Source organism: Cobetia sp. 1CM21F (assembly GCF_023161745.1).
Lineage (GTDB): Bacteria > Pseudomonadota > Gammaproteobacteria > Pseudomonadales > Halomonadaceae > Cobetia > Cobetia amphilecti.
In genome coordinates, this window is sequence record NZ_JALNTQ010000001.1 from 881,314 (window position 1) to 893,991 (window position 12,678).

At 60.3% G+C, this 12,678-nt stretch carries 10 protein-coding genes; 8 read left to right on the forward strand and 2 right to left on the reverse strand.

What is annotated here, in order from left to right:
- Positions 1–302: 302 nt before the first annotated feature.
- Positions 303–2,000 (reverse strand): BCCT family transporter, encoded by a 1,698-nt coding sequence (locus tag MSG32_RS03610; RefSeq protein ID WP_248377737.1) that lies wholly within the window; start codon positions 1,998–2,000, stop codon positions 303–305.
- Positions 2,001–2,657: 657 nt separating this feature from the next.
- The gene (locus MSG32_RS03615; RefSeq protein ID WP_248377739.1) at positions 2,658–4,478 is read right to left on the reverse strand and encodes a BCCT family transporter; all 1,821 of its coding nucleotides are present in this window, start codon (positions 4,476–4,478) and stop codon (positions 2,658–2,660) included.
- Between the two features lie 539 nt (positions 4,479–5,017).
- On the opposite strand from MSG32_RS03615, the gene MSG32_RS03620 reads away from it, so the two are divergent.
- The 8 genes from MSG32_RS03620 (at position 5,018) to MSG32_RS03655 (ending at position 12,585) form a co-directional block, all read left to right on the forward strand.
- Complete coding sequence (locus MSG32_RS03620) at positions 5,018–5,974, forward strand: GlxA family transcriptional regulator (protein ID WP_054557162.1); 957 nt, start codon at positions 5,018–5,020, stop codon at positions 5,972–5,974.
- 333 nt (positions 5,975–6,307) lie between these two features.
- Positions 6,308–7,351 carry a YHYH protein gene (locus tag MSG32_RS03625; RefSeq protein WP_248377741.1) on the forward strand — a complete coding sequence of 348 codons (1,044 nt, stop codon included), beginning with the start codon at positions 6,308–6,310 and terminating at the stop codon, positions 7,349–7,351.
- Positions 7,352–7,500: 149 nt separating this feature from the next.
- Complete coding sequence (locus tag MSG32_RS03630) at positions 7,501–7,851, forward strand: hypothetical protein (RefSeq protein WP_248377749.1); 351 nt, start codon at positions 7,501–7,503, stop codon at positions 7,849–7,851.
- A 228-nt stretch (positions 7,852–8,079) separates the two neighbouring features.
- Positions 8,080–9,180, forward strand: a complete 1,101-nt coding sequence (locus MSG32_RS03635) for a YHYH protein (protein WP_248377751.1) — start codon at positions 8,080–8,082, stop codon at positions 9,178–9,180.
- A 194-nt stretch (positions 9,181–9,374) separates the two neighbouring features.
- Positions 9,375–9,995, forward strand: a complete 621-nt coding sequence (locus MSG32_RS03640; RefSeq protein WP_248377753.1) for a HupE/UreJ family protein — start codon at positions 9,375–9,377, stop codon at positions 9,993–9,995.
- Positions 9,992–10,543, forward strand: a complete 552-nt coding sequence (locus MSG32_RS03645; protein WP_248377755.1) for a hypothetical protein — start codon at positions 9,992–9,994, stop codon at positions 10,541–10,543. Before MSG32_RS03640 ends, MSG32_RS03645 begins: the two co-directional genes overlap by 4 nt.
- A gap of 364 nt (positions 10,544–10,907) precedes the next feature.
- On the forward strand, positions 10,908–11,516 hold the full coding sequence (locus MSG32_RS03650; protein WP_248377757.1) for a hypothetical protein: 609 nt from the start codon (positions 10,908–10,910) through the stop codon (positions 11,514–11,516).
- A gap of 163 nt (positions 11,517–11,679) precedes the next feature.
- Positions 11,680–12,585, forward strand: a complete 906-nt coding sequence (locus MSG32_RS03655; protein WP_248377759.1) for a hypothetical protein — start codon at positions 11,680–11,682, stop codon at positions 12,583–12,585.
- Positions 12,586–12,678 lie beyond the last annotated feature (93 nt).

Sequence of the window (12,678 nt, forward strand, 5' to 3'; positions counted from 1 at the left end):
GTTGAAGAGGCCGATGCTGAGCTCCTGTGAATGGCAAGGACCTCATAAGACTATCCGTACTGGGTAAGCAGTTTTGGATATGCACGACAACTAATTGGCTTGTTGCGACATGAGGGCCCACTCCAGCGCGATATCGGCAGGCGCAAGCCACATGTGTTGCCCAACGCGACTCGCCGAGCCGTCCCTGTGACGGGATGGCTCGGCGAGTGGGGTTTGGCAGGACCGGTCTGGCAGAGCATGTCATGCCAGTGAGGCTTCATGTGGGGACTGACACAGGTTCAGGCTTACTCTCAGCCTCGAGCTCAGGCCTGGCCTCTGTCCGGCTTCGGCTTGCCGAGTTTCATGAGGGCGATGCCGGATTCCTGACATAGCGCCACCAGAAGGCCCAGTGTCATCGCCACGATCACGAAGCTCATCGGCAGGGCGGCGGCCATCAGGATGGTCTGCAGCGCCTTGAGTCCGCCCGCCATCAGCAGCGTACCGGCCACCAGCCCGATGCAGATGCCCCAGAAGATGCGGTGGCGTGCCAGTGGTTCTTCATCGCCCAGCGACAGGATGGTCGTGACCACCAGGGTGCTGGAATCCGAGCTGGTGACGAACCAGCTGATCAACAGGAAGATCAGCAGAGACGACAGGATGACGCTCAGCACGCTGTTGCCCGCCAGGGCATCGGCGGTGGCGAACAGCGCTTCGGGCAGGCTCCAGTTGCGCACCAGCGTCATCAGCTCGCCGCTGCCGGCACCCATGCTGGCCGTCAGCTCCTGATACAGGCCGGTACCGCCGAACAGCGCCTGCCAGATGAAGATGATCAGCGGCGGCGCGATCAGCACGCCCAGAATGAATTCCCGCAGGGTGCGGCCCTTGGAGATGCGGGCGATGAACAGCCCGATGAACGGCGCCCACGCCAGCCACCAGGCCCAGTAGAAGATGGTCCAGCCGACCTGCCAGCTGTTTTCTCCCGCGGTCTCGGCGACCCACAGCCCCATCGGCACCACATCGCGCAGATAGGCCAGCAGCGTCTCGCCGAACAGCGAGATCAGCCATAGCGTCGGGCCGCCGATCAGGAAGCTGCCGACCACGAGGACCGACACGCCGATGTTCAGCTCGGAGATGAAGCGAATCCCGCGCTTGATGCCTGAAACCGCCGAGGCGATCGAGATCGCACTGATCGCGACGATCAGCGCCAGCTGGGTGCCGATGCCGGCATCCAGACCGGTGAGGCGATTGAGACCCACCGCGATCTGGCTGACGCCCAGGCCCAGTGAGGTGGCGATACCGAACACGCAGCCCAGCACGCCCATGATGTCGACGGCATGGCCGATCGGGCCGTAGATGCGATCACCGATCAGCGGATAGAGCGCGGAACGCAGCGCCAGCGGCAGCTGCTTGCGATAGGCGAAGTAGGCCAGCGTCATGCCGACCATGCCGTAGATCGCCCAACCATGCAGCCCCCAGTGGAAGAAGGCCACCTTGAGCGCCTCGACGGCGCGCGCGTGATCCATGGCGGTCGCGCCGGCCAGATCCGCATGCGGGTTGTTCGGGTAGCCGAAGCCACCGGAATTGTCGAAATAGAACATCGGCTCCGCGACACCGAAGAACAGCACGCCGATGCCGACACCTGCCGAGAGCAACATCGAGATCCAGGTGAAGCGCGAGAATTCCGGGGCGCTGTCCTTGGGGCCGAGGCGCAGACTGCCCCACGGCGAGCACACCAGGACCAGCGACAGGGCGATCATCGCGACCACCAGCACCAGGTAGTAGGTGCCGAAGGTATGTTCGATCCAGCTGCGCGCGGCACCGAAGATGGTGGCCGCCCCATCGGGAGAGAGACCGGCCCCGACGACGAACGCCAGCAACAGGCCGGCCGAGGTCAGGGTCATGCCCTTGTGCATGCCCTTGAGCGGACCGCTGGTTTCCACCTGGATATGTGCCGTGAGGGCATTGTTCTGCGAAGGGTGTGGTGCGGGATCACCGAGTGGATCATGGTCTGTCGCTGCCATGAGAAGACTCCTGAATTGTTGTAGTTGTTGTGTGAGCTGTCGTTCTAATGCTGTTCGAGCTGTCGTTCTAATTGCTGTTTGAGCGTCACTCCTGCTGCGGCCTGAGTGTCTTGAGGCTGATTACATTGAAGCCCTGAGTGCGGAATCGATACGGGCAAGGCCGGAGGCTAAAGTGGGGGATGGTGTTCTCGTTCAGGCCAATGCCGGGGATGGCCAATCTCGAGAGCGCCAAGAGTGTCATACGTGCCTGGCTGGGCACTTTTGCTGTCAGTGTCCTGTCAGCAACGCAACCGACTGTCAGGCCGTGGGTTGCGCCTTTCCAGACTAGTCAGGTGCGGTGTGGTGACGTTGGAGGCAAGCGACGCCTGCTTGCCACAACACGACGTGAAGAGCATGCAAAAGACGCCAGAAATGACAATGCCCGCTCAGGTGTTGGCCTGAGCGGGCATTGGTGACGCGTGGGTGACACGATTGTGACGCTGTGGTCACACACATTCTGATGCTGTGATCACACACATTTTAATAAATGCGGGCCAATGAGCCTGTGATTCCGGTGCCTTTGTTGAGAGGGCCGCGGCGCTATTGCCGAGAGCGCCACGCTGCCCTCTCTACGCTCGCATCATGGAATCCTGCGTCACGAAATCACTGGCAGAGGCCTTAGCCCGCGTTGGTCTGGCTGACCGTTCGCGGCGTGGCTTGCGGGCCGGTCTTCGGCTGACGACGCGATGTGATCATGCTGCGTGATTCATCGACCAGCGCGACCAGCAGGCCAAGCGTCATGGCGAGGATCACGAAGCTGACCGGCAGGGCGGCAGCCATCAGGACCGTCTGCAGCGCCTTGAGCCCGCCTGCCATCAGCAGTACCGCCGCGACGGAGCCGATGCAGACACCCCAGAAGATGCGGTGACGCGGCAGCGGGTCTTCATCACCCATCGACAGGATGGTGGTGATGACCAGGGTGCTGGAGTCGGAGCTGGTCACGAACCAGCTGATCAGCAGGAAGATCAGCAGCGACGTCAGCACGGTGCTGAGAATGTCATTGCTCACCAGCGCATCGGCGGTGGCGAACAGTGCCTCTGGCAAATTCCAGTCGCGAATCATGCCCATCAGCTGGCCGGTGCCCGGGCCCATGGCCGCGTTCAGCTCCTGATGCAGGGCGGTGCCGCCGAACAGGGTCTGCCAGATGAAAATGATCAGCGGCGGGGCAATCAGCACGCCGAGGATGAACTCACGCAGGGTGCGGCCCTTGGAGATACGCGCGATGAACAGACCGATGAACGGCGCCCATGCCAGCCACCATGCCCAGTAGAAGATGGTCCAGGCATCCTGCCAGTCGCGCTCGACCGGCGTGCTCGCGACCCACAGCCCCATGGGGATGACGTCACGTACGTAGGAGACGACCGTCTCGCCAAACATGCTGATCAGCCATAGGGTCGGGCCACCGATCAGGAAGCTGCCGACCACGATGACGGACACGCCGACATTCAGCTCGGAAATGATGCGGATGCCGCGCTGGACGCCGGAGACCGCCGAGGCGATGGAGATGACGCTGATGATCGCGATCAGCACGACCTGGGTGCCGATACCCGAGTCGATACCGGTCAGGCGGTTGAGGCCGACGGCGATCTGACTGACACCCAGCCCCAGTGAGGTGGCGATACCGAACACGCAGCCCAGCACGCCCATGATGTCGACGGCATGGCCGATGGGGCCGTAGATGCGGTCACCGATCAGCGGATAGAGCGCGGAGCGCAGTGCCAGCGGCAGATTGCGGCGATAGGCGAAGTAGGCCAGCGTCATGCCGACGATGACATAGACCGCCCAGCCGTGCAGACCCCAGTGGAAGAAGGCCAGCTTGAGAGCGTCGACGGCGCGGGCGTGATCCATCGCCATATGGCCGGCGAGGTCAGCGTGCGGATTGTTGGGGTAGCCGAAGCCGCCGGAGTTGTCAAAGTAGAACATCGGTTCGGCGACGCCGAAGAACAGGATGCCGATCCCGACGCCTGCCGAGAGCAGCATCGAGATCCAGGTGAAGCGCGAGAATTCAGGGCGGCTATCCGGCGCGCCCAGGCGCAGCTTGCCCCAGGGGGAGAAGACGAGGGCAATGCACAGGCCGATCAGACCGACGATGGTCACCAGGTAATAGGTGCCGAAGGTGGATTCGATCCAGGCGCGCGCGGCGCCGAACAGGCTGGAGGACAGCTCGGGAGCCAGGCCGGTGGCGAGAACGAAAAGCAGCAGCAGGCCGGCGGAGGTCAGGGTCATGCCCTTGTGCATGCCCTTGAGCGGGCCGGAGGTCTCGACGCGCAGGCTCAGGTCCGGCGAATGGTAGCGCTGAGAACCGACGACTGCCGCGGCGCTGCCGTCAGAGGTAGTGGTGTTGTTAGAGGTGGTGTTGTTATCGGTGGCGTTTTTGGTACTGGCGTTTTTAGTACTGGCAATGTCAGGTGAGGCGGGGTCAGGCTGAGGTGGGGTCACGCAATATCTCCTGTTCGAGCTGGTCGTAGGGCCAGCGTTCCCTGTCGCGGTCACGGCGGAATGACCGTTCATCTGTCGCGAAAAATTGTTGTCGATAAGGCAACGAGATGAAGACGTGAATGCTTGTCGAGAGGCGCGGGATGACGCTAACTCCCTCAAAGCATTACAATATATTATGAATGGAATTGATTTTGATGGCTACAGCTTCTGGAAAATTGGCTGTGTCGCAAGAGCGCGTTCGCCAGCGGGCCCATTCGGTCACGCAGACGCATTGGCAAGGGCTATCGCGCAGGGGCGTCGTGGCTGTCCGAGAGGCAGAAATCATGCAATGATATTCTTGACGTGATGCGACTATTACTTGTCTGAATGCGACAATGTTGGCCATCTTTGGGACGCTTTCGGGATAACATTCCGGCGATGCAGGGGCGTGAGCGGAGCCTGCACCTCAGGCGCTTGCCCTCACGACGTCATTGACGCTGCTTGCGCTCAGCCGCCGGGCAGGGCGGATTCACCTTCTCACTCTCTGGAACCACTGCACGATGCGACTCGATTACATCGGCCCGCTACCGGAAACCATCGGGTTTCTCTTGCTGCCACGCTTCTCGATGATGGCGTTCTTCGCGGCCGTGGAGCCTCTGCGCATCGCCAATCGCATCAGTGGCAAGCCGCTGTTTCGCTGGTTGCTCATCAGTGAGGATGGCCAGCCGGTCACGTCTTCCAGTGGCATGACGCTGGTCGCCGACCACAGCATTCTCGATATTCGCTCCCTGCCTTCCTTGGCGGTATGCAGTGGTTTCGAGCCCGAGGCACACCTCAATCGCGCCTTGACGGGCTGGCTGCATCGTCTCGATGGCGGAGGCTGTGTGCTGGGCGGCCTGGATACCGGCTGTTTCCTGCTGGCGGCGGCAGGACTGCTGGACGGCGAGCGCGTCACGCTGCACTGGGAAAGTCTGCCGGCGTTTCGTGAGCGCTTCCCGACCATCAGCACCTCGGATGAGCTGTTCGAGCTGGGCGCGCGGCGTTTTTCCTGTGCCGGTGGGGCAGCCGCGATGGACATGGCGCTGGATGTGATTGCCCGCCGGCACGGCACGGCGCTGGCGGTGGATGTCTCGGAGCAGCTGGTACACGACCGCATGCGCACGCGGACGGACCAGCAGCGCATGACGTTGGCGCGCCGCCTGGGCACCCACAAGCGCCAGCTGGTGGATGCGGTGGCCCTGATGGAGCAGAACCTGGACACCCCCTTGTCGCTGGAGGAGCTGGCGAAGCGCTGTCGCGTCTCGCTGCGCCAGCTGCAGCGCCTGTTCGAGCAGGAGCTGTCGACCTCGCCGCGGGCCTGGTACCTGCGGCTGCGCCTGGAGCGGGCGCGGCATCTGCTCAAGGAAACCGACCTCGATATTCTCTCGGTCGGGCTGTCGAGCGGCTTTACCTCCAGCTCCAGCTTCTCGCGTGCCTACCGCAACCACTTCGGGCATTCCCCGCGCCAGACGCGCTGAGGTCTGGCCAAGGACGCTGCTTTCAACACAAGGGCGCTGCTTTCAACAATTGCTGCAAGTTCGTGCGCCACCTTGCCTGCGTCCGGCTCTCACCACTGGCTTTTGTCGGTGGTCCTCATGTTGCTGTCATACCCGCGTGTCAAAAACGTGATCTGATGGGAAAGGCTGACAGAACGCGGGTATCCACGCCTTGAGATGCCATGCTGTCGGGCAGGGTGCGTCTTGTGCTGGATGAAGGGCGAGGTTCCAGCCGGCGCTTGCCTCAACGAGTGACAGCTGCGTGTGGTGTGCAGAGGCATGAGAGCGACTTTCGCAATGACAAGGGGGTGGGGAATGAAGCATCTGACAAGCAAGCTGCTATTGGGGAGCGCCATCGCCTTGATGGCCTCCACGACCGCCGTGGCCCACGGCACCGACATGAGCGAGCGCCTGGCAACTATCAAGTCGATGTTCGATGCCGACAGCGTCGTGGCAGGCCCCGAGGTGGTGGATTGCACGCTTTCCGGGGGCACCGAGACCCAATGCTTCAGCATCACGCTCAAGAACTCGCTGGCTGCCGATGAGATGGGCCCCTGGTGCCCGGGCAATATCTCGGACACTGCTGATGAGGGCGGTATCTGGGTGCGCGACGGCACCCAATACGACGTCGATGGCGCCTTCATCGAGAATCTGGCCACCTTCTATGATGACCCCGAGTGGCAGCTGTTCGATGAGGACACCGGCAAGGTTCACGTCACCGATACCAGAATCGCGTGTGATCAGGCGGCGCGGCCGGATGTGGCCGAGGAGTACAACAACTACTGCGTGGAATGCCGCGCGGAATACATGGAAGAGGTCGTCGAGACCACCTATGTGCTGCCCTTGATGCCTGTCGCTCGTCAGGGTGAGGCGGCAGGGCGCACGCCAGGCCCGCGGGGCATCGCCTTCAATGGCGTCAGATTCGACGCCGCAGCGCCGCAGGATGCGATTCTCGCTGCCCATACTCTGGCCCCGTTCGACGATTGCGGGGGGCATGTGAATCTGCACGTGGGCTATCACTACCACGGTGCCAATGGCTGTAGCCCCAAGCAGGAGAAAGCGGAAGCGGATGCCCCGATGATCGGCTTCGCGATGGACGGTTACCCGATTCTGGCCAGGCTGACAGGTGATGACGCCGAAAAGGCCGAGCTGGATGCCTGCAGCGGTCACGTTGCCGCAGGGATCGGCTATCACTATCACGGCAACAGTGCCGAGAAGAACGAGATTCTGGGCTGCTTCAAGGGCGAGATCGGCTGTGCGCTCGACTCGCCGGATGCGGTCTGCAAGGCAGATGAACGCCCGGCAGGTGGGCCGCCCGAGGGCGGGCCTGCAGGGCAGAAGCCTCACGAAAAGGCGTGATGCCGAAGGCTTATCTCGTGTGCAGGGGGGAGCCCTTGTCAGTGCTGGGGTTGCCTCGGGTTGTCGGCGTGGTTGCGGCTTTCTGACATATTGCCTGCACACTCTGGCGGCACCCTTCGTTCATCCGCACGAATACACAAGGAACGAGCATGATGAAGCTTTCTGGTCTCTCTGGCGTGAGTCAGACCATCGCCCGCAGTGGCGCAATGTTTGCCATCACCGGCGCTCTGCTGGCAGTCAGTGCCGTGAGTGCGGCGCAGCAACCGCCGCGCGGCAAGCCGCCTCAGGAAGCGTTGGAGGCATGTATCGCCAAGCAGGTGGGAGACCAATGTCAGATTCAGGTGCAAGGGCAGCAGGATCTGATCCCCGGTCAGTGCATCGCTCCGCCCGAGGGCGGCCCTGGCCCGGGTGCATTAGGTGACGCGCCGGCCGATGGCGGTGAAGGTCTTGCCTGTCTGCCGGAGGGTGCCAAGCCGCCGGGTGGCCCAGCGGAACGCTGAGGCTGAAGGCGCCTGCGCCGCATGCACCGTGAATGCTTCGCCCGCCACTCTGATGATGTTGCATGGAATCAGAGGGCGGGCGTTGCTGTCTGTGGGCTGCCGGTAGTCAGTGCTGGCTTTTGGACTGAAGCGCTCTCTTTTGCATGCGTTCTGGTTGATTCACCCTTTCTGTCGCGGTGATATCTTGCGCTTACCGCGACGTCCAAGCGTCCTGTCAGGAGTCATTGAATGACCATCACACCTCCTCATCGTGCAACTGCCGTGCGGCACAAGGCACGCTTGCCCGCTGCTGTGCTGTCAGCCTCGGTCGCGATGCTGATGGCCGGCGCGGCTCATGCTGAAGTCGTGCCGAGCCAATTCTCCTCGGCCGCGCTGGTGAAAGCCCCTGAAACGGTGAGCTGTACGCTGGAAAATGGCACGCAGACCCAGTGCACCCGTCTGGTGGTCAAGTACAAGCCGGATGGCCTGAAAACCGGCCCGTTCTGTCCGCCATCTCTGGATGACGAGGGCGGTATCTGGGACTGGGATGGCGAGAACTCGGGCCTCTATCGGCTGGATCGCGCCTTCTTCGAGATGCTCGATACGCTCGGCTTCCATTTCCATGATGATGACGAAACGCTCCACATCATGACGGACCTGAGCAAGAGGCCGGTCGAGGCCAACAACTGCCTCAACGTGGCCGAGGATGAAAGCGTCAAGATGACCGTGCTGCTGCCCCTTGAGCCGGTCGAGGCTGACGAGCCCACACCGCTGGGCACCGTCGCCAAGATCGGTCTCGCCCTGGATGGCGTGCCGATCTTCGCTGACGCCCCGTCAGTGCTGGATACCGGCAACCTGCCGGCGCTGGATACCTGCGGCGGGCATGTCGATCCCGGTGGCTGGTATCACTGGCATGCCACGGCGACCGATATCGACACCCTCTATGACGAGCACGGTGTCGATGCCCACTGTCAGCTGCCACAGAGCCATACCGTCCAGTTCGCCTATGCCTTCGATGGCTATCCCATGTTCGGCACCCAGGACGCCGGCGGCAGCGTCCCGACGGACCTCGACAGCTGCAATGGTCACTTCGGCCCGACCGAGCGCCACCCCGAGGGCGAGTACCACTACCACGCCACCGACGAGTTCCCGAATCTGCCCAAGTGCCTCAAGGGCGTGGTCGCCAAGGACAACTTCGTGACCACGGCCAGCATGGGCATCGGCTCGCCGCGCATACCGGGCCAGGGCCCCGGCCTGGGTGGTCCGGGTGGGCCGGAGAAGGACGCGTCTGATCGCCCGGAGTCTGATCAGCCGTCAGAGCCCCCGTCTCAGGCATCCAGCGAGCAGTAGAGGCGGATGTTCATCAGGCTGTTGTGTGAAAGCCTGGGGCGGCAGCTTGGCGCGCCACCTTGCCGACACTCGCGCGGATTGTCTGAGCTCACGAGCTGTATGAAAGAGAGTGCTGTATGAAGAAGCCCTGCGGCCATGCGAGAGACCTGCATTGCCGCGGGGCTTCATGCTTTTCACCGAAGGATTGTTACCTCATGACGTTCACCCGCTTTTCGGCGCCGCGACTCACGCGGACAGCCATCTCTCGCCTGGGCCTGTTGCTGGTCATGTTTTCCGGGGCTGCGCATGCCCATGTCGATACCGATTCGGTCGGTGGCTTTGCCGCGGGCTTCCTGCATCCCCTGACCGGGCTTGATCACTTCACGGCCATGGTGGCGGTGGGCCTGTGGGGCGTGATTCTGGGGCGGCCCGCCACCTGGCTGTTGCCGGTCGTCTTCCCGATGATCATGGCGCTGGGCAGCGTGGTCGGCATCGTGGGCCTGGCGCTGCCGGACATCGAGATCGGTATCGCGCTTTCCGCACTGGTGCTCGGCGCCTTCATCGTGTGGCGGGTCGCGTTGCCGCTGTGGCTCGCCTGTCTGGTGGTCTCGGTGTTTGCGATCTGTCATGGCTACGCCCACGGGGCGGAATTGCCCCTGGCCTCTGATCCCTTCGCCTTCGCGATGGGCTTCATGTTGGCCACCGGCAGTCTGCATGCCGCCGGTATCGGCGTGGGCGTAGTGGCAGAGCGCTTTCGTCAGGGCGTGTTGCTGCGGGTACTGGGCGCAGTGACGGCGCTGTTGGGTGTCTACTTCTTGTTGGAGGCCCTGGCATGATGATGTGGGATCAATGGCTGTTGGGCGTTCGCGCCGCCACCGGAAGTCCGGTGATTCTGTATCTGCTGCTGACGGCCAGTCTGGTGGGCGTTGCCTGTCAGAGCCGCTTCACGACTGGCGAATGGCTGCGCGGTGTCCTGCGTCTGATCAATGCCATGGTGCTGGGAGTCGTGGTGGCGCTGTACGCGCCGGATTCGCTGGTGATGGCAGTGGTGGGTTTCGCGAGCGTCACGGCCTTGCTGGTGTCGATTCATCTACCACTGCGCACGCTGTGGGGCAGGGCGCTGACGGCGCGTGTCCCGGCAGCGTTGTCGGGGCTGGTGGTCGCCCTGCTGTTCGTCGGGCATGACGTGGCCACTACCCCAGTGGCAATACTGCTCGGCGTAATGACGGCCATACTACTCATCGTTGTCGCCGGCTGGGGGATTCTTGCCTTGGCCGGGCGCTTGCTCCCCGAGACGGCTTTCGTCATCGCCCAACGCGTGCTGGGCGCCTGGCTGGTCGCCATCGGCGTAATGACCCTGACCTTCATCGTGATGCAGTGGTGAGGTTGGCCTTTGGGTATCAGTACTTATCACTCTGATTTTTAAGTCGGGCCTAAGGTGAGTAGGCTGCTATAGGTTATAGTGGTCTACTCAATTCATTTTTATGGCTAATTTCTTTGTTCTCCTCTGTGTAAATGTTCCTACTAACTAGTAGTACAGACAATAGTTTGCTCTATTAAATTTTTAGATCTAATAACATTTAACTAACACTGGATAATGCCTAGCAGGGTTTCCTTATGCACCGTTGGCATCATTTGAGAATTTATGCCTTGAATTGAAGTTAGGGATTCAATATTATTGCGGTGTATATGCGATTTTTGTTTGTCGGGTAATTTCATAAAACAAGCGATAAACTTTTGGGGGAGCTATGTTTGAAACGATTGTAAAGGCCTTGAAAGAAGGTGAGTTTATCACCATGTTGATTGTTGTTTTACTTTCGCTTATTTTAAATATAAAAGTAATATATTCCTTTTTATATGAAAGAAGAAACGTTAGATCTAAGTTTTTGCAAGATGCCCTAAACTGTCCAGATCTTTCTGAAGAAACTTTATTTCTGTTGCAAAATGAGCTGGTATCAGAGAGGTTTAAGTTGGCCACAGGCTTGGAGGTCAAGAGAGGACTCAGAGAAGAGATAACCAAAATCTATGCTAATGCTAATGGGGAGCTAAGGTCGGAAGTCTTCAGGAGATCGATGCCTTTACTTAAATTTCGTGATGGAAAGCTACAAATCGTCGTAACGACGTTTGATTTAGTGAGCTTGTGGTATAATCGTATCGCAAGTGGTTTTCTAATTGTTTTTAGTATCTTTCTCCTTGCCTTTGCCTGGATCGTTGGGTTCGAGCACTTAACCCAAGTTATAAGTTTAATTATATTGTCTGTCCTATCTTTTTTTATGGCTTTTCTTCTTTTGAGAGAAACTGTAAGTTTTCATTTGGTCAAAGAAATAGAACCTTATCTGAATGATTATTACTCATAGTGGAGTGGCGCGTTATTCAATATGTAGTGTGAGAATTAGTGATGTAATTAGTTTTTATGCGTGCCTTTTTATTAATGTTTTACCTGTTATTCTCTTGAATTGTTCTTCAATCTGCCCCATTGCATGGGGATGCCCTCAGTAAGCCCCAAGGAACGGAGCGCGTATGCAGTTCATGAAATATGCCAGGCAGTTGGCGCGGAACCCGCTGGGGATCATCGCGTTGTTCATCTCGTTGATCTATGGCTTCGCGAGTCTGCTGCTGAATTCGGCGGCCGAGACGTTGACGGTGGCGGAGCGTTGGCCGTTGATCGGTTTCATCGTGGTGTTTCCGCTGCTGGTGCTGGCGGTGTTCTATCGACTCGTGACCCATCATCACGGCAAGTTGTATGCGCCGGGGGATTACGACAAGGACCGCTCCTTCATGCGCACGCTGTCGCCAGCCGAGCAGGAGCAGCGTCTGACTCGCGAGGTGCAGGAGTCGCTGGGGGAGAGTGGTTGGCAGCAGGGCGGAGTAGAAGCCGAGGCTCAGGTATCAGCCGCAGATGAGGATAGCGGGCAGGCCGTCGACGATGCCGATGTCGCGCAGCTGTTGAGCCCTCAGGACGGCGCCGACGAGAAGGCGCCGTTATCGCGTGCCGAGCATCTGGATCATCATCGCCAGCAGATGACCCAGCTGAAGGATGCGGTGCTGCGTCAGATGCAGGAATCCTCCACTGCGGGCGGTAGTGCGAGCGGCGCGATGACGCGGCATGTGCGTGTCGGCGAGACCGATGCCTGCTTCGATGCGCTGCTCGAGGGAGAAAGTGCCCCCTTCACGTTCATCGAAGTGAAGGTGCTCAAGCACTACGCCAGAGCGCAGACGGTGCTGCAAAGTCTGCTCTACGAGGCGCTGCTGGCGGACCGCACCCTGGAGGCCAATTTCAGACTGATCGTCGTGGTCGTGCTGACGGACGATTCGTCTCAGGAGATGACGCGGGAGCGGCTGGAGCAAGAGTGGCATCAGCGTATCCGTCAGTGCCCGGTTGCCATCGAGCTGCGCTTCATGTCACCGGCGAGTCTGAAGACTTGACCGACAGCTGACGCTCGAGCGGTGGTCATTGGGCTTTTCAGTCCTCGGTTAGATCTGTCATCCGCTATGACTGTCACCAGCAACACAAACGCC

Coding starts and splice junctions, on each gene's coding strand:
- MSG32_RS03630 (WP_248377749.1), top strand. CDS start 7,501: ATGATGAAGCTTTCTGGTCTCTCTGGCGTGAGTCAGACCATCGCCCGC.
- MSG32_RS03650 (WP_248377757.1), top strand. CDS start 10,908: ATGTTTGAAACGATTGTAAAGGCCTTGAAAGAAGGTGAGTTTATCACC.
- MSG32_RS03645 (WP_248377755.1), top strand. CDS start 9,992: ATGATGATGTGGGATCAATGGCTGTTGGGCGTTCGCGCCGCCACCGGA.
- MSG32_RS03620 (WP_054557162.1), top strand. CDS start 5,018: ATGCGACTCGATTACATCGGCCCGCTACCGGAAACCATCGGGTTTCTC.
- MSG32_RS03635 (WP_248377751.1), top strand. CDS start 8,080: ATGACCATCACACCTCCTCATCGTGCAACTGCCGTGCGGCACAAGGCA.
- MSG32_RS03610 (WP_248377737.1), bottom strand. CDS start 2,000: ATGGCAGCGACAGACCATGATCCACTCGGTGATCCCGCACCACACCCT.
- MSG32_RS03655 (WP_248377759.1), top strand. CDS start 11,680: ATGCAGTTCATGAAATATGCCAGGCAGTTGGCGCGGAACCCGCTGGGG.
- MSG32_RS03640 (WP_248377753.1), top strand. CDS start 9,375: ATGACGTTCACCCGCTTTTCGGCGCCGCGACTCACGCGGACAGCCATC.
- MSG32_RS03625 (WP_248377741.1), top strand. CDS start 6,308: ATGAAGCATCTGACAAGCAAGCTGCTATTGGGGAGCGCCATCGCCTTG.